This is a genomic window from Methylorubrum rhodinum, assembly GCF_014199935.1.
GTDB lineage: Bacteria > Pseudomonadota > Alphaproteobacteria > Rhizobiales > Beijerinckiaceae > Methylobacterium > Methylobacterium rhodinum.
This window is the reverse complement of sequence record NZ_JACHOP010000024.1, coordinates 1-22,973: the sequence shown is the minus strand read 5'-3', so window position 1 is coordinate 22,973 and position 22,973 is coordinate 1. Positions and strand designations below refer to the sequence as shown.

The 22,973-nt window shown below is 70.2% G+C and carries 21 protein-coding genes; 15 read left to right on the top strand and 6 right to left on the bottom strand.

Annotation, left to right across the window (positions count from 1 at the left end; genetic code table 11):
• The first annotated feature begins 72 nt into the window (after window positions 1-72).
• Window positions 73-3,279 (top strand): PAS domain S-box protein, encoded by a 3,207-nt coding sequence (locus HNR00_RS20740; RefSeq protein ID WP_210306607.1) that lies wholly within the window; start codon window positions 73-75, stop codon window positions 3,277-3,279.
• A gap of 19 nt (window positions 3,280-3,298) precedes the next feature.
• Here HNR00_RS20740 and HNR00_RS20735 read toward each other — a convergent pair whose 3' ends face one another.
• The 3 genes from HNR00_RS20735 to hemB form a co-directional block, all read right to left on the bottom strand.
• Window positions 3,299-3,793, bottom strand: a complete 495-nt coding sequence (locus tag HNR00_RS20735; protein ID WP_183572617.1) for an RDD family protein — start codon at window positions 3,791-3,793, stop codon at window positions 3,299-3,301.
• An 89-nt stretch (window positions 3,794-3,882) separates the two neighbouring features.
• Complete coding sequence (locus HNR00_RS20730; protein ID WP_183572615.1) at window positions 3,883-4,311, bottom strand: hypothetical protein; 429 nt, start codon at window positions 4,309-4,311, stop codon at window positions 3,883-3,885.
• Between the two features lie 14 nt (window positions 4,312-4,325).
• Window positions 4,326-5,387 carry a porphobilinogen synthase gene (hemB, locus tag HNR00_RS20725; RefSeq protein ID WP_183572613.1) on the bottom strand — a complete coding sequence of 354 codons (1,062 nt, stop codon included), beginning with the start codon at window positions 5,385-5,387 and terminating at the stop codon, window positions 4,326-4,328.
• Between the two features lie 384 nt (window positions 5,388-5,771).
• Here hemB and HNR00_RS20720 point away from each other — a divergent pair, with 384 nt between their 5' ends.
• From HNR00_RS20720 to ldtR, 3 genes are all read left to right on the top strand, one after another.
• Complete coding sequence (locus HNR00_RS20720) at window positions 5,772-6,854, top strand: enoyl-CoA hydratase/isomerase family protein (RefSeq protein ID WP_183572710.1); 1,083 nt, start codon at window positions 5,772-5,774, stop codon at window positions 6,852-6,854.
• The gene (locus HNR00_RS20715) at window positions 6,851-7,324 is read left to right on the top strand and encodes a DUF6163 family protein (protein WP_183572611.1); all 474 of its coding nucleotides are present in this window, start codon (window positions 6,851-6,853) and stop codon (window positions 7,322-7,324) included. The genes HNR00_RS20720 and HNR00_RS20715 overlap by 4 nt, the downstream gene beginning before the upstream one ends.
• A gap of 163 nt (window positions 7,325-7,487) precedes the next feature.
• The gene (gene ldtR, locus HNR00_RS20710) at window positions 7,488-8,006 is read left to right on the top strand and encodes a transcriptional regulator LdtR (protein ID WP_183572609.1); all 519 of its coding nucleotides are present in this window, start codon (window positions 7,488-7,490) and stop codon (window positions 8,004-8,006) included.
• Between the two features lie 436 nt (window positions 8,007-8,442).
• Here ldtR and HNR00_RS20705 read toward each other — a convergent pair whose 3' ends face one another.
• A complete protein-coding gene (locus HNR00_RS20705) occupies window positions 8,443-8,739 on the bottom strand; it encodes a hypothetical protein (protein ID WP_183572606.1) in 297 nt (98 codons plus the stop codon).
• Window positions 8,740-8,861: 122 nt separating this feature from the next.
• Complete coding sequence (uvrB, locus tag HNR00_RS20700) at window positions 8,862-11,561, bottom strand: excinuclease ABC subunit UvrB (protein ID WP_183572604.1); 2,700 nt, start codon at window positions 11,559-11,561, stop codon at window positions 8,862-8,864.
• A 247-nt stretch (window positions 11,562-11,808) separates the two neighbouring features.
• Between uvrB and HNR00_RS20695 the strand changes: the two genes are divergently transcribed.
• From HNR00_RS20695 to HNR00_RS20645, 11 genes are all read left to right on the top strand, one after another.
• A complete protein-coding gene (locus HNR00_RS20695; RefSeq protein WP_183572602.1) occupies window positions 11,809-12,432 on the top strand; it encodes a hypothetical protein in 624 nt (207 codons plus the stop codon).
• Window positions 12,425-12,808: a transcriptional regulator gene (locus HNR00_RS20690; protein WP_183572600.1), complete on the top strand. Its 384-nt coding sequence runs from the start codon at window positions 12,425-12,427 to the stop codon at window positions 12,806-12,808. The genes HNR00_RS20695 and HNR00_RS20690 overlap by 8 nt, the downstream gene beginning before the upstream one ends.
• Window positions 12,809-12,878: 70 nt before the next feature.
• Complete coding sequence (locus HNR00_RS20685) at window positions 12,879-13,592, top strand: di-trans,poly-cis-decaprenylcistransferase (protein WP_183572597.1); 714 nt, start codon at window positions 12,879-12,881, stop codon at window positions 13,590-13,592.
• 108 nt (window positions 13,593-13,700) lie between these two features.
• Complete coding sequence (locus tag HNR00_RS20680) at window positions 13,701-14,090, top strand: hypothetical protein (protein WP_183572595.1); 390 nt, start codon at window positions 13,701-13,703, stop codon at window positions 14,088-14,090.
• 137 nt (window positions 14,091-14,227) lie between these two features.
• Window positions 14,228-15,733: a magnesium-protoporphyrin IX monomethyl ester anaerobic oxidative cyclase gene (gene bchE, locus HNR00_RS20675; protein WP_183572593.1), complete on the top strand. Its 1,506-nt coding sequence runs from the start codon at window positions 14,228-14,230 to the stop codon at window positions 15,731-15,733.
• 355 nt (window positions 15,734-16,088) lie between these two features.
• Window positions 16,089-16,421, top strand: a complete 333-nt coding sequence (gene yajC / locus HNR00_RS20670) for a preprotein translocase subunit YajC (RefSeq protein ID WP_183572591.1) — start codon at window positions 16,089-16,091, stop codon at window positions 16,419-16,421.
• Between the two features lie 64 nt (window positions 16,422-16,485).
• Complete coding sequence (gene secD, locus HNR00_RS20665; RefSeq protein ID WP_183572589.1) at window positions 16,486-18,090, top strand: protein translocase subunit SecD; 1,605 nt, start codon at window positions 16,486-16,488, stop codon at window positions 18,088-18,090.
• Window positions 18,091-18,175: 85 nt separating this feature from the next.
• Complete coding sequence (gene secF / locus HNR00_RS20660) at window positions 18,176-19,126, top strand: protein translocase subunit SecF (RefSeq protein WP_183572587.1); 951 nt, start codon at window positions 18,176-18,178, stop codon at window positions 19,124-19,126.
• The gene (locus HNR00_RS20655; RefSeq protein WP_183572585.1) at window positions 19,123-19,509 is read left to right on the top strand and encodes an Mth938-like domain-containing protein; all 387 of its coding nucleotides are present in this window, start codon (window positions 19,123-19,125) and stop codon (window positions 19,507-19,509) included. Before secF ends, HNR00_RS20655 begins: the two co-directional genes overlap by 4 nt.
• Before the next feature lie 109 nt (window positions 19,510-19,618).
• On the top strand, window positions 19,619-20,512 hold the full coding sequence (locus HNR00_RS20650) for a phytoene/squalene synthase family protein (protein WP_183572583.1): 894 nt from the start codon (window positions 19,619-19,621) through the stop codon (window positions 20,510-20,512).
• Window positions 20,513-20,633: 121 nt separating this feature from the next.
• Window positions 20,634-22,304: a methyl-accepting chemotaxis protein gene (locus tag HNR00_RS20645; protein WP_183572581.1), complete on the top strand. Its 1,671-nt coding sequence runs from the start codon at window positions 20,634-20,636 to the stop codon at window positions 22,302-22,304.
• A gap of 5 nt (window positions 22,305-22,309) precedes the next feature.
• On the opposite strand, the gene HNR00_RS20640 is transcribed toward HNR00_RS20645, so the two are convergent.
• Window positions 22,310-22,735 (bottom strand): hypothetical protein, encoded by a 426-nt coding sequence (locus HNR00_RS20640; protein WP_183572579.1) that lies wholly within the window; start codon window positions 22,733-22,735, stop codon window positions 22,310-22,312.
• Window positions 22,736-22,973: the final 238 nt, after the last annotated feature.

The following is a 22,973-nucleotide window of genomic DNA, read 5'->3' as shown; positions in this document are numbered from 1 at the left end:
CCCACCGCCGGGTCCCTCGCCGTGGGTGAGGCCCCCGCCTTCCTCGCGGGCGGCGGCGCGTCCGGGGCGCTGATGCGTGGGCTCGACTGGGCCGCGACCCCGCTCGGGCCTTCCGAGAGCTGGCCCGCCCCGCTCAAGACGCTGGTGGGCGTGATGCTGGCCTCGCACCAGCCGATGCTGATCGTCTGGGGCGAGGCCCACACCACCCTCTACAACGACGGCTACGCCGCGATGTGCGGCGCCCGTCATCCCTACGCGATGGGGCGCGCCTTCGACGCGCTGTGGCACGACATCTGGGATCAGGTGGAGCCGATCCTGTCGCGCGCCTATGCCGGCGAGGCGACCCATATGGACGACATCGCCTTCGTCATGCACCGCAACGGCTATCCGGAGGAGACGCATTTCTCCTTCGGCTACACCCCCGTGCGGGACGAAGACGGGCGGGTCGCCGGCATGTTCTGCGCCTGCGCCGAGACCACCTCCGCGGTGAAGTCCGGCCGGCAGATGGCGGCCGAGCGCGAGCGGCTGCACCGGCTGTTCGAGCAGTCGCCGAGCTTCGTCGCGGTGCTGTCCGGGCCCGGCCACGTGTTCGAATTCGCCAACCCGGCCTATCGCCAGCTCGTCGCCCACCGCGACGTGGTGGGGAAGTCGGTGCGCGAGGCCCTGCCGGAGATCGAGGGCCAGGGATTTTTCGAGCTTCTCGACGAAGTGTTTCGCAGCGGGCAGGGCTACAGCGCGCACACTGCGCCGCTCACCATCCTGCGCGCGCCCGGCGGCCAGCCGGAGCAGCGCTACCTCGATTTCGTCTACCAGCCGATGCGGGACGCGACCGGTGCCGTCACCGGCGTGTTCGTCGAGGGCTCCGACGTCACCGAGCGGGTCCAGGGCAACGCGGCGCTGGCCGAGAGCGAGGCGCGCTTCCGCACCATGGCGGACGATGCGCCCGTCATGATGTGGGTGACGGACGCCGCGGGCGCCTGCCTCTACCTCAACCGGCGCTGGTACGAGTTCACCGGGCAGGTCGAGGCACAAGCGCTCGGCTTCGGCTGGCTCGACGCGGTCCATCCCGACGACCGCGGCTGGTCCGGCGAGACCTTTCTGGCGGCCAACGCCCGGCACGAGGGTTTTCGGCTCGAATACCGCCTGCGCCACGCCGATGGCGGCTACCGCTGGGCGATCGACTCGGCGAGCCCGCGCTTCGCCGCCGACGGGACCTATCTCGGCTATGTCGGCTCGGTCGTCGACATCCACGAGCGCCGCGCCGCCGAGATCGCGCTCGCCGAGGGCGAGGAGCGGGTGCGGCTCGCCACCGAAAACGCCGAGGTCGGCCTGTGGGATGTCGATCCGATCGCCGATTCCCTGTTCTGGCCGGCGCGGGTCAAGGCAATGTTCGGCATCTCCCCCGACGTGCCGGTCTCGATGGCCGACTTCCATGCCGGGCTCCACCCGGAGGACCGCGCGGCGGCCGGCGCCGCCTTCGCCGCCGCGACCGACCCGGTCCGGCGCGCCCTCTACGACGTCGAGTACCGCACGATCGGCCGGGAAGACGGGCTGATCCGCTGGGTCGCCGCCAAGGGGCGCGGCGTGTTCGACCCGCAGGGGCGCTGCGTGCGCGTGCTCGGCACGGCGGTCGACATCACCGAGCGCAAGCGCACCGAGGCGCGCCTCGTGGAGACCACGCGCCGGCTCGACGCCGTGCTCGACAACGCGACCCAGGCCGTCTTCATGATGGATGAGCAGCAGCACTGCGCCTACATGAACCGCGCCGCCGAGCGGCTGACCGGCTACGCCCTGGAGGAGACGCAAGGCCGGCCCCTGCACGACGTCGTCCACCACACCCGGCCCGACGGCAGCCCCTACCCGCTGCACGAATGCCCGATCGACCAGGCCTTCCCGGAGAACAACCAGGAGCAGGGCCAGGAGATCTTCGTCCACCGCGACGGCTCGTTCTATCCCGTCGCCTTCACGGCGAGCCCGATCCGCGACGAGCGCGGCAAGGCCGTCGGCACCGTGATCGAGGCGCGCAACATCGAGGCGGAGCTGCGCGCCAAGGCGCAGCTGGAGGCCTTCAACGCCAGCCTCGAACAGCAGGTCGCCGAGCGCACCGCCGAGCTGATGCGGACGGAAGAGGCGCTGCGCCAATCGCAGAAGATGGAGGCGGTGGGCCAACTCACCGGCGGGCTGGCACACGACTTCAACAACCTGCTCACCGGCATCACCGGCTCGCTCGAACTGTTGCAGACGCGCCTCGCGCAGGGGCGGCTCGGCGAGATCGACCGCTACGTCAACGCCGCACAGGGCGCCGCCAAGCGCGCCGCCGCCCTGACCCACCGGCTGCTCGCCTTCTCCCGCCGCCAGACGCTCGACCCGAAGCCGACCGACGTGAACCGGCTGGTCGCCGGCATGGAGGAACTGATCCGGCGCACCATCGGCCCCTCGATCACCCTGGAGGTGGTGACGGCGGGCGGGCTCTGGGCGACCTTGATCGATCCGGGCCAGCTCGAGAACGCGTTGCTGAACCTCTGCATCAACGCCCGCGACGCCATACCGGGCAACGGGCGCATCACCATCGAGACCGCCAACAAGTGGCTCGACGCCCACGCCGCCCGCGAGCGCGACCTGGAGCCGGGGCAGTACCTCTCGCTGTGCGTCACGGACACCGGCACCGGCATGAGCCCGGATGTGATCGCCAAGGCCTTCGACCCGTTCTTCACCACGAAGCCGCTCGGCCAGGGCACGGGCCTCGGCCTCTCGATGATCTACGGCTTCGTGCGCCAGTCGGGCGGGCAGGTGCGGATCTATTCGGAGGTCGGCCAGGGCACGACGATGTGCCTCTACCTACCGCGCCACTACGGCGCCGCCGAGGACGAGCGCCTGCCGGAGCTGACCGCCGCGCCGCGCGCCGAGCAGGGGGAGACCGTGCTGATCGTCGACGACGAGCCGACGGTGCGCATGCTCGTCACCGAGGTGCTGCAGGATCTCGGCTACACCGCCGTCGAGGCGGCGGACGGGCCGGCGGGCCTCAAGGTGCTGCAATCGGACGTGCGGATCGACCTGCTGGTCACCGATGTCGGGCTGCCCGGCGGCATGAACGGGCGGCAGGTGGCCGATGCCGGCCGTGTCCTGCGGCCGGGCCTGCGGGTGCTGTTCATCACCGGCTACGCCGAGAACGCCGTCGTCGGCAACGGCCATCTGGAGCCCGGCATGGCGGTCATCACCAAGCCGTTCGTGATGGAGACGCTCGCCGCGCGCATCAAGGAGATGATCGACGCGCGGTGAGCGGCCTCGCAGGCGCGCGTCAGACCCGCACCACCGCGAGCCCGAGCAGCACGTCGTGGCCGAGCCGCCGGTCGGCGCGCACGAGGCCGAACAGGATGTCGAGGCACCACAGCAGGAAGGTCGAGATCGCCACGTAGAACAGCAGCGCGTGGACGGCCGCCGTCAGCATGTCGACCGGGCGCCCGCTCTCGGGGGCGACCACACGCAGGCCCATCATCCGCATGCCGATGGTGCTCTGCTTGGAGCCGCCCACGGTGATCGCGCTGTAGAGGATGCCGCTGACGCCGAGGATCGGAAACAGCGTCCAGCCGAGGCCGAAGGTGACGATGCCGACGAAGAAGATCGCCGTTCCGAGGATCGCCGTGAAGACGAGGATGAACAGCAGGTCGAGCAGGTAGGCGACCGCCCGCCCGCCGAGGCTCGCCCGGATATAGGGCACCGGCACGCCGCCGTAGGGCGGATAGCCGGCAGGGTCGGTGTAGCCCGGCCGGGGGTCGAAAGTGGGGTTCGTCATGCCGGGGCTCCGCAGTGATGGAGAAACATACCCATGAGGTGGGGGCCGCGGCCGGCGCTGCAAGGGAGCCCCAGAAGTGAGCCCCGCCGTCAGCGTTTCGCCGCGCCGTCGGAGGATTTGCCCGGGTCGGCCGCCTCGGCGTCCGGCGTCTCCAGGTAGTAGCGCCGCAGCAGGTAGAGCGAGGCGCCGTTGACCGGCCCGCGCTCGGTGGTCAGCGCCGTCATCTCGGTGCCGGGGCCGAAGGCGCAGGCGAGGAAGCGCAGGCGGGCCTCCTCGCCCTTCAGCAGGACGCCGTCGGCGTCGGCCAGCCGGTAATCGACCCGCACGCTGCGGGGCCCCGAGCCGGGGCCGACCCGCAGCAGCCGCGCGGTCGTGCCCTCGGGCGCGAGCGCGGGCAGGGCGCGGCGGCACAGGGCCTCGCGCTGCCGATCCGTGGCGGTGTCGCAGCCGAGGCCCGCGGCGAGCCAGCCCAGCGCGAGGCCGAGGGCGAGAAGCGCCCGCCGGGCGGCGGGGCTCAAGGGGAGGCGCCCCGTCAGAGGCCCGCGCGCAGACGCTCGGCGACGCGCGGGGCGTAGTAGGTCAGCACCCCGTCGGCGCCCGCGCGCTTGAAGGCGAGCAGGCTCTCGGTCATGGCGCGGTCGCCGTCGAGCCAGCCGTTGCGGGCGGCGGCCTCGATCATCGCGTACTCGCCCGACACCTGATAGGCGAAGGTCGGCACGCCGAACTCGGTCTTCACCCGGGTGATGATGTCGAGATAGGGGAGCCCCGGCTTCACCATCACGGAATCGGCGCCCTCGGCCACGTCGAGGGCGACCTCGCGCAGCGCCTCGGCCGCGTTGCCGGGGTCCATCTGGTAGGTGCGCTTGTCGCCGACCAGCGCCGCCTTGGTGCCGATGGCGTCGCGGAACGGCCCGTAGAAGGCGGATGCGTACTTGGCCGCATAGGCCATGATCTGCACGTCGCGAAAACCTGCGCGGTCGAGCCCGGTGCGGATCGCGCCGACGCGCCCGTCCATCATGTCGGAAGGCGCGATGATGTCGGTGCCGGCCTCGGCCTGGATCAGGCTCTGCTCGACCAGCACCGCGACCGTCTCGTCGTTGAGGATGGCGCCGTCCTCGATCAGCCCGTCATGGCCGTGGCTGGTGTACGGGTCCAGCGCCACGTCGGTCATCACGCCGATCTCGGGCACCGCCCGCTTCACCGCCCGCACCGCCCGGCAGACGAGGTTTTCGCGATTGAGGGCCTCGGAGCCGGTCGCGTCGCGCAAGCCCGGCTCGGTGTAGGGGAAGAACGAGATCGCCGGGATGCCGAGCCGGGCCGCGGCTTCGGCCGCGCGCACCGCCTCGTCGACGCTGAGGCGCTCGACGCCCGGCATGGAGGCGATCGGCTCGCGCCGGCCCGTGCCCTCGATCACGAAGAGCGGCCAGATCAGGTCGTCGACGGTCAGCGTATGCTCGCGCACGAGGCGACGCGACCATTCGGCCTTGCGGTTGCGGCGCGGGCGCTGGGTGAGGCTCAAGGCCCCCGCGGGCCCGGCGCCGGGCGCGGCCTCCCGCGCGGTCTCGACGGCGAGCGGGCGCGGTTCGTTCGACATGGGAGGCTCCGAAACCTTCGGGTGAGCGGGGAGGGGCCTAGCACATCCCGAATCGCCCCCGAAAGCCGTCATCGCCGCAGGACGGGGGAGGCCCTTGGTGCTCGCGGGTCTCGCCGATTGACGCCTTCACCCGGACTTCGTCTAAGAACGCGTCAAACGGACCCGATCGCCTCATCGACGGAGCGCGCACGCGATCCCACCCTCCCCCTCATCCTGAGGGGCCGCAGCGAAGCGGAGGCCGCGAAGGAGGGCTCCAGGGATCGGGCGGCAGGCTGGAGCCCTCCTTCGAGGCTGCTTCGCAGCACCTCAGGATGAGGGGGCTGGCTGGGATCAGGGGTTGGGCGGGATGGTCGAAACCGAGCGGGCGGGGTGAGAAAGATCGGCATGGCGGACGCGGCGGAGCCCGAGATCACGTTCGAGCGGCGCGGGGCGGCGGGGATCGTCACCCTGGCGCGGCCGAAGGCGCTCAACGCCCTCACCCTGCCGATGGTCGAGGCGATGCACCGGCAACTCCGCGCCTGGGCGGACGAGCCGGCGGTCACCCGCGTCGCGGTGCGGGGATCGGGCGGGCGCGCCTTCTGCGCGGGCGGCGACATCCGCCGCATCCACGCGCTCGGTCAGACCGGGCGGCTTACCGAGGTGATGGCGTTCTGGCAGGCCGAGTATCTGCTCGACGCGTACGTAAAAACCTACCCGAAGCCCTACGTCGCGCTGATCGAGGGCATCGTCATGGGCGGCGGCGTCGGCATCTCGCTGCACGGTGACGTGCGGGTCGCCGCTGAGACTTACAGCTTCGCCATGCCCGAGACCGGCATCGGCTTCTTCCCCGATGTCGGCGCGACCTACGCCCTGCCGCGCCTGCCCGGCCGCACGGGCGCCTATCTCGCGCTCACCGGCAACCGGATCGGGGCGGGCGACGCGCTTCACGTCGGGCTCGCGACCCATTCGGTCCGGGCGGCGGATTTTGAGGCGGTGCTCGACGGGCTGGCGCGGGGCGACGACATCGCCGACACGCTGAGCCGCTTCGCGGCGCCGACGCCGGAGACCGGCCCGCTGACGAGCGAGCACACGACCATCGACGCGTGCTTCTGCGCCGACACCGTCGCCGACATCCTCGATCGCCTCGACATGGCGGCGCGGGACGGTTCCACCTTCGCGGAAAAGACGGCGGCGACGCTCCGCACCCGCTCGCCCACCAGCCTCGCCATCGCGCTGACGCAGATGCAGCGGGGGCTATCCTTGAGCTTCGCGCAAGCCATGCGGGTCGAGTACCGGCTGTGCGGGCAGGTGATGCGCGGCCCCGACTTCTACGAGGGCGTGCGCGCCGTCATCGTCGACAAGGACAACCGGCCCGCCTGGAACCCGCCGACGCTGGAGGCGGTCGATACCGCGGCGATCGAGGCCGCCTTCGCCGGCGAGGACGGCGCGACGCCCCGCTTCGACGGCAGCGAGGGGCCGCGGCCATGAGGGCGCTCGCCAAGGTCGGCACGACGCGGGACGGGCGCGGGCGCCCGAGCGCGGGCTCCGGGCCGGTCGATCGCATCGAGGAGGCGGCGCCGCGCCAGCAGACCCGCTGGGACGTGGTGCTGGTCTGGTTCATGCGGATCACCGCGCTCGCCTGGGTCGCCAAGGGCCTCGCCACCTGGGCGCAGATCCTCGACCTGTGGCCGGGCGCGACGCCGTTCGCCGACCTGTCCCCCGGGCGGCAGGCCGCGATCGTCTATTTCGCGGTGATCGACTTCGTGGCCGCGGTCGGCCTGTGGCTGACGAGCGCCTGGGGCGGGGTGGTCTGGCTGCTCGCCGCCACCTCGGCGCTGACGCTGGCCGCGCTCACGCCGCAGCTCCTGCCGATGTCGACGCCGATCATCGCAGTGCAGGCAAGCATCGTCGCGATTTACTTCGTGTTATCCTGGCTCGCCGCACGCGATGTTGGCTGAACGAGCGGTAAAAACGACCGCTTCATTTTGCATTTACCGACAGAAGTAAATCGGAAGTTCATCCTGTCGCTTAAATCGGCTTTCATTCGAGGCACCTAGGTTCAAGTCCATAAGCGATGCCGGACGACGCAGCCGGCACGATCCGACAGAGAGGCTTGAACCGATGAGCACGAAGGCCGCCAACACCGCCCGCAAGCCCGCCGAGACCGCCGTCCCCGACCTCGGCGCCGCCGGCTCCTACCTCGAGGCCCTGCACCTCGTGGAGCGCCTGCACCGCCGCCTGCTCGACGTGATCAAGGACGAGTTCGACCGCCGCGGCCGCGAGGACGTCAACAGCGTCCAGGCGCTGCTGCTCTACAACATCGGCGACAAGGAGCTGACCGCCAGCGAGCTGCGCTCCAAGGGCTACTATCTCGGCTCGAACGTCTCCTACAACGTCAAGAAGCTGGTCGAGGCGGGCTTCCTCCACCACGCCCGCTCCAAGACCGACCGCCGCTCGGTGCGCATCAGCCTCACCACCAAGGGCCGCGAGATCCACGACGTGATCCAGGGCCTCTACGACAAGCATTCCCGCACGATCCAGCCGATCGGCGGCATCTCCGAGGACGATTTCGGCCGCCTCAACCAGGCGCTGACCCGCCTGGAGCGTTTCTGGACCGACCAGATCCGCTATCGTCTCTGATCAGCGACCTGAGATAACGGGAATCCATCCCGGCAGGCGACGGAGGCCGGTGGCCTTCGTCGATGGGATGAGCGCTTCTCGCAGGCGCCGCCCCGAGCCAGCCGTCGGTTCCGGAGGAGGGCTGTCGCCTGCCCGACGCCCTCCGGGTGTTCCGGGCCATCACGAGCGGGGTGCAGCACCACCCCGTCCTCAAGGCGTTCCACACCCGGCTCAAGAAGCAGGGAAGGCTCGCCGAGGCGGCGCTCGTCGCCACCACGCGAAAGCGCTGGACAGCCTCAACGCCATGCCGCCGAACGACCAGGCTCGGGCGCCGAAAACGGCCCGAACCTGATCACGATGGCTCCTTCGAGGCTTCGCGCCCCAGGACACGATGCGCGCGACGCGATCCGCAACGGTGCTCGGGGCTCGTCGAGAGGCCGTCCGGGACGTCGGCCCGTCAATTCTCGCGGGTCGAGCGGTAGCGGGCGGAGAGATGGTCGAGGGGGTTGGTGCGGGTGGCGCTGCCGTCGGGCATGACCGAGGTCGAGGGGCGGATCGCGCTCGGGGCGCGCACGTCGCCGGTCGAGCGGTCGGCCGCGGAATTCTGGCGGGGGAGGGTGCTCGTATCCGCGGGCAGGGTGCCGGCGGTGGGCTGGTCGTTGGGGTTGGCCACGCTCTGAGCCAGAACGGCGCCGGGCAGAACGGTCACGGCGAGGAGAGCCACCGCGAGGGGGCGTCGAAGGATGGGGCGCATCGGGGGCTCCGTCGTGCGGTGACCGCGGCCGACGCGAAGGCGGCCCACGGCAGGCAGGGTCTGACAAGCCAATCCGGGTCTGCGGCCGAGGTTCCGCCCCCGCGCGCCGGTCTGCGGTCGCCTCAGCCCCGCTTGCGCCCGCCGCCGCCCTTGTAGCGGGGCTTCTGGCCGCCCAACCCTTGCGTCGAGCGCGCCTTCGGCCGCTCCTGCCAGGGCACGGCGCCGGCGGGCAATTCGCGGTCGGTGCCGGGGCCCATGTTGTCCAGCGTCGGCTTGGCGATGCGGCTGCCCTTCTGCCCGTAGCGGCCGGCCTCGCGCTCGATGTCGCCCTGGCGGGCCATGGGGTCGTCGGAGACCAGCAGTTCGGTCGCCTGAAGCCGCTTCAGCTCGTCGCGCAGGCGCGCGGCCTCCTCGAAATCGAGGTCGGCGGCGGCTGCGCGCATCCGCTTCTCGAGGTCGGCCATGACGGCCTTGAGGTTGTGGCCGACGGTGATCGCGTCCTTGGCCAGCCCCGTGTCGACGCGGACGTGGTCGCGCTCGTACACGCTCTCCAAAATGTCGCTGATGCCGCGCTTGACCGATTGCGGCGTGATGCCGTGCTCCTCGTTGTAGGCAAGCTGCTTCACGCGGCGGCGCTCGGTCTCGGCCATCGCCCGCTCCATCGAGCCGGTGATGTGGTCGGCGTAGAGGATGCAGCGGGCATCCGCGTTGCGCGCCGCGCGGCCGATGGTCTGGATCAGCGAGGTCTCGGAGCGCAGGAAGCCCTCCTTGTCGGCATCCAGGATGGCGACCAGCGCGCATTCCGGGATGTCGAGGCCCTCGCGCAGGAGGTTGATGCCGATGAGGACATCGAAGGCGCCCAGTCGCAGGTCGCGGATGATCTCGATGCGCTCCAGGGTGTCGATGTCCGAGTGCATGTAGCGCACCCGCACGGAGTTCTCGTGCAGGTACTCGGTGAGATCCTCGGCCATGCGCTTCGTGAGGGTGGTGACGAGGGTGCGGTAGCCGGCCTGGGCGACGGCGCGGACTTCCCCCAAAAGATCGTCCACCTGGGAGCGGGCCGGGCGGATCTCGATCACCGGATCGACCAGACCGGTCGGGCGGATCACTTGCTCGGCGAAGACGCCTTGGGTGCGCTCCATCTCCCACTTGCCGGGCGTGGCCGAGACGTGGACCGACTGGGGCCGCATCGCGTCCCATTCCTCGAAGCGCAGCGGGCGGTTGTCGAGGCAGGAGGGCAGGCGGAAGCCGTATTCGGCCAGCGTCGCCTTGCGCCGGAAGTCGCCCCGGTACATGCCGCCAATCTGCGGCACGGTGACGTGGCTCTCGTCGGTGAAGACCAGCGCGTTGTCCGGCAGGTACTCGAACAGGGTCGGCGGCGGCTCGCCGGGTTTGCGGCCCGTGAGGTAGCGCGAATAGTTCTCGATGCCGTTGCAGGCGCCGGTGGCCTCGATCATCTCGATGTCGAAGGTGCAGCGCTGCTCCAGGCGCTGCGCCTCGATCAGCCGGCCCATCTTCGTCAGCTCCTCGACGCGGAGCTTCAGCTCGGTCTTGATGCCCTTGATCGCCTGCTGCAGCGTCGGTCGCGGCGTGACGTAGTGCGAGTTGGCGTAGACTTTTACGAATTTCAGTTCGTTGATCTTCTTCCCCGTCAGCGGGTCGAACTCGACGATCGACTCGATCTCGTCGCCGAACAGGCCGATGCGCCAGCCGCGATCCTCCAAGTGGGCCGGCCACAGCTCGATCACGTCGCCGCGCACGCGAAACGTGCCGCGGGCGAAGTCCGACTGGATGCGCTTGTACTGGAGCGCCACGAGGTCGGCGATGAGCTGGCGCTGCTCGATCTTCTCGCCGAGCGAGACCGTGAACGACATCGCCGTATAGGTCTCGACCGAGCCGATGCCGTAGATGCAGGACACCGAGGCGACGATGATGACGTCGTCCCGCTCCAGCAGGGCGCGGGTGGCCGAGTGGCGCATCCGGTCGATCTGCTCGTTGATCGAGCTTTCTTTTTCGATGAACGTATCGGAGCGCGGGACGTAGGCCTCGGGCTGGTAGTAGTCGTAGTACGAGACGAAATACTCGACGGCGTTGTCCGGGAAAAAGCTCTTGAACTCGCCGTAGAGCTGCGCGGCGAGCGTCTTGTTCGGCGCCAGGATCAGGGCGGGGCGCTGGGTCTCCTCGATGACCTTAGCCATCGTGAAAGTCTTGCCGGAGCCCGTGACGCCGAGCAGCACCTGATCGCGCTCGGTCCCCTTCACGCCCTCGACCAGCGCCGCGATGGCAGTCGGCTGGTCGCCCGCGGGGGTGAACTCGGATTTCAGCGTGAACCTGTAGCCGCCCTCGGATTTCGCCGGCCGCTCGGGCCGGTGCGGCACCCAGGCCTCGCCGTTCTTGAACAGCGGGTTGCCCTCGGTGAGCAGCCGTTCCAGCGCCTCGACGGTGGCCGAGACGCCTTCCGTCGCCAGCGAGGGCGCCTCTTCGGGCGTGTTGCCGGGGGCCGGGCCGTCGTCGGGCGGGGTCAGGCCGAGCGCCTGCGCCAGACGCGGATCGACCTCCGCCGCGTCGCCCAGGGCGAAGCCCGCCTGCGGCGCCTCGGCGAAGCCGTCCTGCGCGATTCTCTTGTAGGCGATCGCCTCACCCTTGGCTTCGCCTTTGCGCCCGCGCCCCTTTCGCGGCGGCTCCGGCACCGGCTCGGCCGGGCGGATGCGCTCGCGGTTGAGCGCCGGGCTGAGCAGGGCGGCCAGATGCTCGTCGAGCGGCTTCAGCTCGGGCTTGTCGGCCCGCGCCTGGGCGGCGCGCGGTTTCTTCGGTGCGGGCATGGGGCCAATATGGGCCGTATCGGCGGCAGGCGGAAGACGCGCGCGGGTTCGGTGTTGCCGCGCCCTGTGGGCTCGAACGTCCCGCTCGACAGAGTTGCGAGCAGCGCCTCCAGATACGGGCTTCCGAAGGGCGAGCCCTTCGGCGGGTCGCCAGGGCGGAGCCCTGGCCAATCGAAGGCGCTTGACGGCTCTGCATCCGCGTGTACTTTGCAATGCAAAGTATGGCTGGCCTCGGAGGGGGCGCCCCATGCGGGATCTGGACAGGGCCTTGGCCGACATCGTCGCGATCCGGATGCAGATCGCGCGCGACACCGCCTTCCGCGGCCTCGGGGCGGCGACCTTGGCCGCGACCGGCGCACTGGCGCTCGTCGTGGCGGCCGGGCAGGCGCTCGTCCTCGACGATCCGACCGGGCAACCGGTCGCCTTCTTCGGCCTGTGGATCGCGACGGCGATCGCCGCCTGCGCGCTGATCGGCTTCGAGGCGGTGCGGCGCTCGCGGCGGGTCCATTCGGGGCTCGCCGACGCCATGGTGTTCAACGCCATCGAGGGGTTTCTGCCCGCGGGCGGGGCGGGGCTCTGCCTCGGGCTGGTCTTCGCCCGCTTCGTGCCCGAGGGCCTGTGGATGCTGCCGGGGCTGTGGCAGGTGCTGGTCGGGCTCGGGCTGTTCGCCTCCGCCCGCATCCTGCCGCGCCCGGTCCAGCTCGTCGGCGCGTGGTACCTGCTCGCGGGGCTCACCGTGCTGGCGCTGGCGAGCGAGGGCCGCCAGCTCTCGCCCTGGCTGATGGGCCTGCCCTTCGCGGTCGGCCAGGGGCTGCTCGCGATCATCGTCCACCGCCAGCCGGGCCAGAGCGAGGGAGGCCTCGATGCCTGACGCGACGGAAGCGCGCTTCTCCTACGAGGGGCTCGACCGGGTCATCCACGAGCGGGCGCGGCTCTCGGTGCTGACCTCGCTGGCCTCGCATCCCCGCGGCCTCGCCTTCCCCGACCTCAAGCGCCTGTGCGGGCTCACCGACGGCAATCTGAGCCGCCACCTCGCGGTGCTGCAGGAGGCCGACCTCGTCGCCCTGGAGAAGGGCTACGACCAGAACCGCCCGCAGACCCTGTGCCGGCTGACGCCGTCCGGCCGCGCCCGCTTCCTCGATTACCTCGCGGTGCTGGAGCAGGTGGTGCGCGACGCGCAGGCCGCCGGAGGCAAGGACACCGCCGCGGGTCGTAAGAGCGCCGCCGGCTTCGCCGAACCGGCCTGACCGGCGCGCTTCGATCGAATCTTAACGAAATTCCTCTCTGATCGGCCGTCATCCGCCCGGGAGCTTTACGATGCAAAGCAGTTTCGAGCGCAGACCCCAAAAACTTCACGCGGCGATCATCATGGACGGCAACGGCCGCTGGGCGAGCGCCCGCGGCCTGCCGCGCGGGGCCGGGCACCGGGCCGGCGTCAAGACGATCCAGCGGGTGGCGGAGGCCGCCCCCGATCTCGGCGTGGGCACGCTGACGCTCTACGCCTTCTCCTCCGACAACTGGCGCCGCCCGGCCGACGAGGTCGGCGGGCTGATGCGCCTGCTACGTGCCTATCTGCGCAGCGAGACCGACCGGCTGGCCCGCACCGGCACGCGGCTCACCGTGATCGGCCGCCGCGACCGCCTGCCCGACGGCATCCCGCAGGCGATTGAACGGGCCGAGGCCGCCACCGCCGCCGGCACCCGCCTGACCCTGCGCATCGCCGTCGATTACTCCTCCCGCGACGCGATCCTTTCGGCGGCCGCCCGGCTCGGCCCGGAGGGTTTTTCGCGGGAAGCGATGAGCGGCGCCCTGGGCGAGGCCGGCGACGTCGATCTCCTGATCCGCACCGGCGGCGAGAAGCGCCTGTCCGACTTCCTGCTGTGGGAGGCGGCCTATGCCGAGCTGCACTTCACCGACCGGATGTGGCCGGATTTCGGGGAGGCGGATTTGGCGGCGGCGGTGAGCGACTTCACCGCGCGGGATCGGCGGTTCGGGGGCTTGAACGCGCCCAAGGTGTCCGTGGCGGCGTGATCCGATCGTCTCGGAGATCGGCGGACTTCCCGTTCACGGACGGGTGCTCTCGGCTTCGGCGATTGCGCCAAGTCCTCTCAGGCCAGATAGGCCTGATCGGATTCACCGATGAAAATCGTCGCCTTCATCTTCTTCGGCCTGATCGGCCTTGCCGCCTGCGTCGTCATCTACCTTTCACAGCGAGCAATCGATTGCGATCGGTTCATCGCCGGCCCGGACGAGGCGGTCGCCCTTGGTAAACAGTATCTTTTGGACCGCAGTCATGTCTATAAAAAACATGGATATAGCAGTGGAAGCGAGTACATATCCGACATTGAAAAAACATCCGATTGCTGCTCGGCATACTACGGGAAGCTCGATCTGACGGAGTACTATTCAGGACAGGGCTGGATCGTGTCGATCAATGCCGCAAGAACTGCAACAAGATACGAGCACATTCTTGAGTTTTCACCTTGCTTCGGTCCACCGAAATATAATGGCGGATTGAGTGGATATTGAATCAATATGAAATACAAACTGTGATAAATAGGGCGATTTAATTTTAATAATACAGGAAATCAGAACGACTTTCTGCTGCCTCAGTGCCGATCAGCAAGCCGCGACCGCTCCACACGCCCTCCCATCGGGAGCCCCCCATGAAAATCCTGCTCGTGAACGTGCCGCATCCAGCGATCGGCAGCCGGATTCCCGACGATCACCTGCCGCCGCTCGGGCTGCTCGCCATCGGCGGGCCGCTGATCGACGACGGCCACACCGTCTCCCTGGTCGACGGCGAGTTCGGCCCCATGCCGCTCGCCGAGCTCGTCGCGCGGATCGTGGCGGCCGCGCCCGAGGCGGTGCTGTTCGGCCATTCCGGCTCCACCTCGGGCCATCCGGTCATCGCCGAGGTGTCGGCGCGCGTCGCCCAAGCGCTGCCGGGTGCAACAATCGTCTACGGCGGGGTCTTCCCGACCTACCATGCGCGCGACATCCTGGAGGCCGAGCCGCATGTCGGCGCCATCGTGCGCGGGGAGGGCGAGGAGACCGCCCGCCGGCTCATGGCCGCGCTCGCGGCGGGCCGGCCGCTCGGTGCCATCCCCGGCCTCGTCTTCCGCGACGGCGGCGCGATCCGGGAGACGCCGCCGGCTCCCCCGATCCGGGACCTCGATGCCTACCGGGTCGGCTGGGAGCTGATCGATCACGCCCGCTACAGTTACTGGGGCGGCCTGCGCGCGGTCGTCGTGCAGTTCTCCCGCGGCTGCCCGCACCCTTGCACCTATTGCGGCCAGCGCGGCTTCTGGACCCGCTGGCGCCATCGCGATCCGGTGCGCTTCGCGAGGGAACTCGCCCGGCTCCACCGCGAGCACGGGGTGCGGGTGATCAACTTCGCCGACGAGAACCCGACGGTCTCGAAGAAGGTCTGGCGCGCCTTCCTCGACGCGCTGATCGCGGAAGACGTCGACCTGATCCTCGTCGGATCGACACGGGCCGACGACATCGTGCGCGATGCCGACATCCTGCCGCTCTACAAGCGTGCCGGCTGGGAGCGCTTCCTGCTCGGGCTCGAGAGCACCGACGCGGCGACCCTCGCCCTGATCCGGAAGGGCGCCACCACCACGACCGACCGCGAGGCGATCCGCCTGCTGCGGCAGAACGGCATCCTTTCGATGGCGACCTGGGTGGTCGGCTTCGAGGAGGAGCGCGACCGCGATTACTGGCGCGGCCTGCGGCAGCTCCTCGCCTACGATCCCGACCAGATCCAGATGCTCTACGTCACGCCCCACCGCTGGACGCCGTATTTCCGCACCGTCGAGGAGCGCCAGGTGATCCAGACCGACCGGCGGCGTTGGGACTACAAGCATCAGGTGCTCGCCACCCGCCACATGCCGCCCTGGCGGGTGCTGCTCTGGTTCAAGCTGATCGAGGTGATCCTCCAGGCCCGGCCGAAGGCGCTCGCGCGCCTCTATCTCAACCGAGACCCGCGGCTCTCCCATGCCATGCGCTGGTACACCCGCATGGGCCGCCGGGTGTGGCGGCACGAGGTCGTCTCGTGGTTCCGCGACCCGCTGGTGCGCGAGGGCCCGAGCGTCGCGCGGTTCTGGGGCACTGGGCAGGCGGACGAGAACGCGCTGGCGGTCGGCGCCAAGCGCGGGGCCGCCTGACGCCACCGCACCCATACGCTTGAGCCAAGCCGAGCGGCCTCCGGAAAACCCGGGACGGTTCACTGACAAGCGAACCCGGAATCTACGACGGCATCGCTTGGTATGGCCCCGCATCACGGGTGGATTGCGCCCCTCCGGGTCCGGGTTCCGCTCCGCCTCCCGGAATGACCGCGAAGGCGGGTGAGGTGGGAGGCCAATCGCTTCGACCGGCTTCGAGGCCAAGGACGCGCGCCGCGCGCCGTTGCTTTCGAATCGCCCGTGGCTATAGTCCGCGCGCTTTTCGACAGGCCCGTCGTCTCGCGAAGGCCCGCCCCTCCGGCGCGCGGGCCCATCCCCGTTTCAGGAGTTCGACCGCGTGATCACCCCCGCCTTCGCGCAAGCAACTGGAGCCGCGAGCGGCGCGGATGTCGCGTTGCAGTTCGTCCCCTTCGTCCTGATCTTCGTGATCATGTACTTCCTGATCCTGCGCCCGCAGCAGCGCCGGCTCAAGGACCACCAGAGCATGGTCAAGAACCTGCGTCGCGAGGACACCGTCGTGACGACCGGCGGCCTCGTCGGCCGCGTCACCAAGGTGATGGACGACGCCAACGAGATCGAGGTCGAGATCGCCCCCAACGTCCGCGTGCGGGTGGTGCGCTCGATGGTCTCGGAGGTCCGCGTCAAGGGCGCGCCCGTCAAGGCGTCCTGAAGCATCGCGTGAAAGCGTCGGGTCAACGGCCCGACGCCAACGACAAAAAATTCGGAACGGGCGGATGCTGCGCTTCTCGAGATCCAAGATTTTCGCGACCCTGGCCATCATCCTGATCGGCCTGAGCCTCGCGGTTCCGAGCTTCTTCTCGAAGGAGCAGCGCGACGGCTTCGTCAACGCGCTGCCGAAGGCGATCCAGTGGATGGTGCCGACGCGGGCGATCGTGCTCGGCCTCGACCTCCAGGGCGGCTCGCAGCTCCTCCTGGAAGTCGACCAGAACGACCTCGTCGGCGGGATGGTGAAGGGTCTGCGCGACGAGGTCCGTGGCGTCCTCCAACGGGAGGGCGTGCGGTCCGAGGGCGGCATTCAGACGCTGAAGCGCGGCGTTCAGGTGCGCATTCCGGACGCGGCAGGACGCGCCAAGGTGCTGCCGAAGCTGCGCGAACTGTCCCAGCCGATCCAGAACGCGCTGGTCGGCCCCGGCGGCGGGAGCACGCTCGACATCGCCGAGCAGCCCGACGGGCTGATCCAGCTTTCCTTCACCGATGCCGGCCTCAACGAACGCACGCGCAAGGCCGTGACCCAGGGCATCGAGGTCATCCGCCGCCGCCTCGACTCCACCGGCACGCTGGAGCCCTCGATCCAGCAGCAGGGCGCCGACCGCATCCTGATCCAGGTGCCGGGCCTGCAGGACCCACAGCGTCTGGAGGCGCTGCTCGGCTCCACCGCCAAGCTCGAATTCCGCATGCTCGCGGACTCGCCGTCCGGCGACGTCGACCTCCTGCCCAACAAGGACGAGGGCGGCGCCAAGGTGCCGGTCGAGCGACGCGTGATGGCCGACGGCAGCGAGTTGACCGACGCGCAGCCCGCCTTCGACACGCAGACCAACGAGCCGATGGTGAGCTTCAAGTTCAACCTGAAGGGTGCCCAGAAATTCGGTCAGGCGACCTCGGAGAACGTCGGGCGGCGCATGGCGATCGTGCTCGACGGCGTGGTTCAGTCGGCCCCCGTGATCCGCTCGGCCATCACCGGCGGCTCGGGCCAGATCACCGGCAACTTCACGGTCCAGCAGGCCAACGACCTCTCGGTGCTGCTGCGGGCCGGCGCCCTGCCGGCCAAGTTCATCGTGGTCGAGCGCCGCGTGGTCGGCCCCGGCCTCGGCCGCGACTCGATCGAGGCCGGCAAGCTCGCCACCGGCGTGGCCGCGATCCTCGTGATCGCCTTCATGTTCCTGACCTACGGCACGTTCGGCTTCATCGCCAACATCGCGCTGATCGTCCACGTCGGCCTCATCCTCGGCCTGATGTCGGTGCTGGAGGCGACGATGACGCTGCCCGGCATCGCCGGCATCGTGCTCACCATCGGCACCGCGGTCGATTCCAACGTGCTGATCTACGAGCGCATGCGCGAGGAGGCCCGCGCCGGCCGCTCGCTGGTCTCGGCGCTCCAGGCGGGCTTCGACCGGGCCTTCGCCACCATCATCGATTCGAACTCGACCATGGCGATCGCCGCCATCATCCTGTTCTTCATGGGCTCCGGCCCGGTGAAGGGGTTCGCCGTGGTGTTCATCCTCGGCATCCTGACGACCGTCATCACGGCGGTGACGCTGACCCGCATGATGATCGCGCTGTGGTATCGTTGGGCCCGGCCCAAGGCCCTGCCGTTCTAAAACCCCGCTCGCCCGCCGCCCCCGCGGCGGGCCTTCGCGCTTCTTTCGAAGGAGCCCGCCCGCTCCTCACGCTTCGAGACCGACCATGCGCCTGCTTCGCCTCTGGCCCGACGAATCGCATTTCGACTTCATGCGGTTCCGGCGCTTCACCTTCCCGCTCTCGGCGATCGTCTCCGTGGCGACCGTGGTGCTGTTCCTCACCATGGGGCTCAACTACGGCATCGACTTCAAGGGCGGCACGCTGGTCGAGCTGCAGGCCAAGGCCGGCCAGAAGGCCGACGTCGCCGAGATCCGCGAGACCGCCAACGGCTTCGGCTTCGGCGAGACCGAGGTGCAGGAACTCGGCGGCGAGGGGCAGGTGCTGGTGCGCTTCCCCCTCCAGGCCGGCGAGCAGGGCCAGACCACGGTGATGCAGAAGGCGCACGCCGCCTTCGACGCGCATTACGAGTTCCGCCGCACCGAGACCGTGGGCCCACGCGTCTCGGGCGAGCTGGTGCAGTCCGGCACCGTCGGCGTCGTGCTCTCGGTGCTCGCGGTCTTGCTCTACCTGTGGTTCCGCTTCGAGCGGGAGCTCGCGCTCGGCGCCATCGTCGGCACGCTGCACGACATCGTGCTGACGGTGGGCGTCTTCATCATCACCCGGATCGAGTTCAACATGACCTCGATCGCCGCGATCCTGACCATCGTCGGCTACTCGCTCAACGAGACCGTGGTGGTGTTCGACCGCACCCGCGAGCTGATGCGCCGCTACAAGACCATTCCGGTGGTCGAGCTGCTCAACCTCTCGATCAACTCCACCATGTCGCGCACGGTGATGACCGGCACCTCGGCCTTCCTGTCGCTGCTGGCGCTGGTGCTGTTCGGCGGCGAGGCGATCAAGGGCTTCGCCGTGGTGATGCTCGCCGGCGTCGTGATCTGCACCTACTCGGCGATCTTCGTCTCGACGCCGTCGCTGATCTATATCGGCCTGACGCTGTCGGGCGCGAAGTCGGGCCAGCGCGAGACCGGGCTGGCGCGGCCGCAGGCCGCGGAGTGAGCGGAAGCCTAAGCCCCGGCGGCTTCCTGCCCGGCCGCCACGGGATCGACGCCTACGGCAACGGGGGTTTTCGCTTCGGCGACATGTCGCACCGGGGCTCGATCCTGATGCTGCCCTCGGGCGTCCACGCCTGGGCGGTGGAGCGGGCCGACGCCATCACGACATCGAGCCTCGCCGCCGTGCTCGCCGAGCGCGAGGCGATCGAACTCCTGCTGGTGGGCACCGGCGCCGACATCGTGTTCCTGCCCGACCCCCTGCGGCAGCGCCTGAAGGCCGCGGGCATCGGCCTCGACGCGATGCAGACGGGGGCGGCGGCGCGCACGTACAACATCCTGGCCGCGGAGAACCGCAAGGTCGCGGCCGCGCTCATCGCCGTGCCGTAATGTCTCCGAAAGCCGCGGCCTTGGGGAGAACCGGCCGCGCCGGGGCGTTTTCTCAAGGCACGCCGCTTGCGGCGCTTGATATCACCCGACGCCGCATGAGCCCCGCTCCATGACGCGCCCCGAGACCCGCACCGCGCCGAGCCCCGCCCCCGAGAGCGGCGGCCTCGCCTTCGCCTTCCGCCACTGCGAGGAGCTGGTGCGCGAGGGCGACCCCGACCGCTACTTCGCCACCCTGTTCGCCCCGGCCGCCTTCCGGCCGCACCTGTTCGCGCTCTCGGCCTTCAACCTCACGGTGGCCCGCGTGCGCGAGGCCGCGGGCAATCCGATGGCGGGCGAAATCCGCCTGCAATGGTGGCGCGACGCGCTCCAGGGCGAGGCGCGGGGCGACGTGCGCGCCAACCCCGTCGCGGCGGCTTTGGAGGACGCGATCGTCGCCCGCCGCCTCGGGCGCCAGCCCTTCGTCGACCTGATCGATGCCCGCGTGTTCGACCTCTACGACGATCCGATGCCGCGGGTGAACGATCTGGAGGGCTATTGCGGCGAGACCGCCGCCGCGCTGATCCGCCTCTCCGCCCTGGTGCTGGCCGACGGGGCCGAACCCGGCGGCGCGGCCGCCGCGGGCCATGCCGGCGTCGCCTACGGCATCACCGGGCTCTTGCGGGCGCTGCCATGGCACGCCCGCCAGGGACAGGTCTACCTGCCGGGCGACCTGCTGCGGCAGAACGGCGTCACCCGCGAGGACGTCGTCTCCGGCCGCGGCGGCCCCGGCCTCGTGCGCGCCTGCGCCGAGCTGCGTGCGCTCGCCCGCCGTCACCTCGCGTCCCACGAGGCGGCGCGCGCCACCATCGCGCCCGCCGCGCGGGCCGCCTTCCTGCCGACGGCCCTGGTCGAGCCCTATCTCGCCGCGATGGAGCGGCCGGGCTACGACCCGCTCAACACCTCGGTCGAGATCGCCCGCTGGCGCAAGATCTGGCGGCTGTGGCGCGCCGCCCGCCGCGCCTGACCGCGGACCGTCACGAACGAAACCGCCGGAATCATCCCGGCGCCCGACCAAGAAAGCGCGACCTTTACCGTCCGTTCACCCGAGTCCCGAATTATCCTAAGATAAATCGGGGGCTTAAGCCGTGAACGTCCGGATCAAACACACGCTCATCGGATTGGTGGGCGGCCTTTCCCTCGCGATCCTGGCGCAGGGGACCTTGGGTCTGACCCAGCTTCGCGCGGTCAACGCCAACGCGGTCGACCTCTCGGACAACTGGCTGCCGAGCGTGCGCGAACTCGGCGAGCTCAAGTACCGGATCACCCGCCTGCGGCTGATCGATGCCCGCTTCGCCACGGCGACCGAGCCCCATGCCGAACTGGTCAAGACCGGCGAAGGGCGCCTCGCCGAGGCCGAGGCGGTGGCCGCGCGCTACGTCCCGCTGATCGCGAGCGAGGAGGAGCGGGCCGCCTGGACCACCTTCCGCAAGAACTGGGGCGACTACCTCGCCGTCCGCAGCCAGCTCCTGGCGGCGTCGCTCGCGGGCGACGCGAAGCGGATGGGCGAGTTGTTCGCCGCGTCGCGGACCAGCTTCGAGGGATCGGTGAAGACCCTCGACCAGGGCACGGCGATCAACATCGAGGGCGGCGACCGCGCCCGGAAGGCCGCCGCCGGCACCTACGACACCGCCCTCTGGCTGACCGCGCTGCTCGGCGGCCTCGCCCTCGCGGTCGGACTCGCCGGGCTCGTCTTCGTGGTCGTCGGCCTCACCCGCCCGCTCGACCGCCTGATCGCGCGGATGCGGGCGCTGGCCTCCGGCGACGCGCAGGCGCCTGTACCGTTCACCGGCCTCACCAACGAGATCGGGTCGATCGCGGGCGCGGTCGAGGCGTCGCGGGACAACATCCTGCGCACCCGCCGGCTGGAGGAGGAGACGCAAGCGGCCCGCGCCTCGGCCGAGGAGCAGCGCAAGGCCGGCATGCGGCAGATGGCCGACGGGTTCGAGCGGGCGGTGGGCGGCATCGTCGGCATGGTGTCGTCCTCGGCGACCGAGCTTCAGGCCACGGCGCAGCAGATGACCGCCAGCGCCGGGCAGACCGCGTCCCGCTCGGCCTCCGTGGCGGCCTCGGCCGAGGAGGCGGCGACCAACGTCAACACCGTGGCGGCGGCGGCCGAGGAACTCGGCTCCTCCGTGCACGAGATCGGGCGACAGGTCGGCACCTCGGCGGCGCTCGCCCAGACCGCGGTCGCCGAGTCGGACCGGACGGCGGCCCTGGTCCAGGCGCTCAAGCTCAGCTCGGCGAAGATCGGCGACATGGTCGGGCTGATCTCCAACATCGCCGCCCAGACCAATCTCCTGGCGCTCAATGCCACGATCGAGGCGGCCCGCGCGGGCGAGGCCGGCCGGGGCTTCGCCGTGGTCGCCGCGGAGGTGAAGGAACTCGCCAGCCAGACCGCGCGGGCGACCGACGAGATCTCGGGCCAGATCGGCGCGATCCAGGGCGCGACCGATCAGGCGGTGATCGCCATCGGCGCGATCTCCGGCCGCATCCGCGAGATCGACACCATGAGCACCGGCATCGCAGCCGCGGTGGAAGAGCAGGGCGCCGCGACCCAGGAGATCGTCCGCAACGTCGCCCAGGCGGCGAGCGGCACGGCTTCCGTGACGGGCAGCATCGTCGAGGTGGCCCAGGCCTCCGAGGAGACGGGGACCGCCGCGGGCCACGTGCTGTCGGCCTCCGCCGCCCTGTCGCGGCAGGCCGAGCAACTCAACGCCGAGGTCGCCGGCTTCCTCGCCCGCGTGCGCGCCGCCTGACCGGGCTACGCCCTCTGCCGGTCCGCGAAGAAGGCCTTGTCGGTCAGGGCGGCGGCGATCACCGCCGCCAGCCCGGCATGGACGCCGATCGCGGCGAGCCCCGGATGGGCCAGCGACAGCATCAGCAGCCCGCCGCCCACCGAGAGCGGCGGGCCGGCGACGTAGGCGATGCCACGCCAGCCCTCGGCCGGCCGGGCGAGCCGCCACCACGAGACGCCCAGCGCACAGGCCGCGAAGGCGAGCTTGAGCGCGGCCATGAATTGCAGCACGCGGGCGAGATCGGCCTCGACCGAGGCCTTGGCCGCGCCGTCATCGATCGCCAGCACCGCCCCGGCGGCGAGAAAGGTCGCGGCGACGAGGAGGGCGCGGGGCCCGACGCGCAGCCGGGACGCGGTGACGGAAGCCTCGATTGCCGGCACGTGCATCGCCATGACCGCCTCCTCGCGTGAGGGTCGATCCTACGCCGGGGATCAGGACGTGTCGAACGTTCGGGCAAAGGGCCGAGAAGTGGATCGGTGCGATGTCATGGTCCGTCGTCACACCCTCCGCCGTCATTCCGGGGCGCTGATAAGCAAACCCGGAATCCATATGTGGACGGCCCCCTTCTCGCAAGGTTTGGAGCGGTGATCTGGTTGCGCTGACCTGCATCCATATGTCCGGCCTGTGATG

What these genes read in the sequence shown, in the direction of transcription:
- HNR00_RS20680 (WP_183572595.1), top strand. Translation starts at nt 13,701, where the DNA reads ATGAAAATCGTCGCCTTCATCTTCTTCGGCCTGATCGGCCTTGCCGCC.
- HNR00_RS20685 (WP_183572597.1), top strand. Translation starts at nt 12,879, where the DNA reads ATGCAAAGCAGTTTCGAGCGCAGACCCCAAAAACTTCACGCGGCGATC.
- HNR00_RS20705 (WP_183572606.1), bottom strand. Translation starts at nt 8,739, where the DNA reads ATGCGCCCCATCCTTCGACGCCCCCTCGCGGTGGCTCTCCTCGCCGTG.
- HNR00_RS20720 (WP_183572710.1), top strand. Translation starts at nt 5,772, where the DNA reads ATGGCGGACGCGGCGGAGCCCGAGATCACGTTCGAGCGGCGCGGGGCG.
- HNR00_RS20735 (WP_183572617.1), bottom strand. Translation starts at nt 3,793, where the DNA reads ATGACGAACCCCACTTTCGACCCCCGGCCGGGCTACACCGACCCTGCC.
- HNR00_RS20690 (WP_183572600.1), top strand. Translation starts at nt 12,425, where the DNA reads ATGCCTGACGCGACGGAAGCGCGCTTCTCCTACGAGGGGCTCGACCGG.
- HNR00_RS20640 (WP_183572579.1), bottom strand. Translation starts at nt 22,735, where the DNA reads ATGGCGATGCACGTGCCGGCAATCGAGGCTTCCGTCACCGCGTCCCGG.
- uvrB (WP_183572604.1), bottom strand. Translation starts at nt 11,561, where the DNA reads ATGCCCGCACCGAAGAAACCGCGCGCCGCCCAGGCGCGGGCCGACAAG.
- HNR00_RS20650 (WP_183572583.1), top strand. Translation starts at nt 19,619, where the DNA reads ATGACGCGCCCCGAGACCCGCACCGCGCCGAGCCCCGCCCCCGAGAGC.
- HNR00_RS20715 (WP_183572611.1), top strand. Translation starts at nt 6,851, where the DNA reads ATGAGGGCGCTCGCCAAGGTCGGCACGACGCGGGACGGGCGCGGGCGC.
- ldtR (WP_183572609.1), top strand. Translation starts at nt 7,488, where the DNA reads ATGAGCACGAAGGCCGCCAACACCGCCCGCAAGCCCGCCGAGACCGCC.
- HNR00_RS20695 (WP_183572602.1), top strand. Translation starts at nt 11,809, where the DNA reads ATGCGGGATCTGGACAGGGCCTTGGCCGACATCGTCGCGATCCGGATG.
- HNR00_RS20740 (WP_210306607.1), top strand. Translation starts at nt 73, where the DNA reads ATGCGTGGGCTCGACTGGGCCGCGACCCCGCTCGGGCCTTCCGAGAGC.
- hemB (WP_183572613.1), bottom strand. Translation starts at nt 5,387, where the DNA reads ATGTCGAACGAACCGCGCCCGCTCGCCGTCGAGACCGCGCGGGAGGCC.
- secD (WP_183572589.1), top strand. Translation starts at nt 16,486, where the DNA reads ATGCTGCGCTTCTCGAGATCCAAGATTTTCGCGACCCTGGCCATCATC.
- secF (WP_183572587.1), top strand. Translation starts at nt 18,176, where the DNA reads ATGCGCCTGCTTCGCCTCTGGCCCGACGAATCGCATTTCGACTTCATG.
- bchE (WP_183572593.1), top strand. Translation starts at nt 14,228, where the DNA reads ATGAAAATCCTGCTCGTGAACGTGCCGCATCCAGCGATCGGCAGCCGG.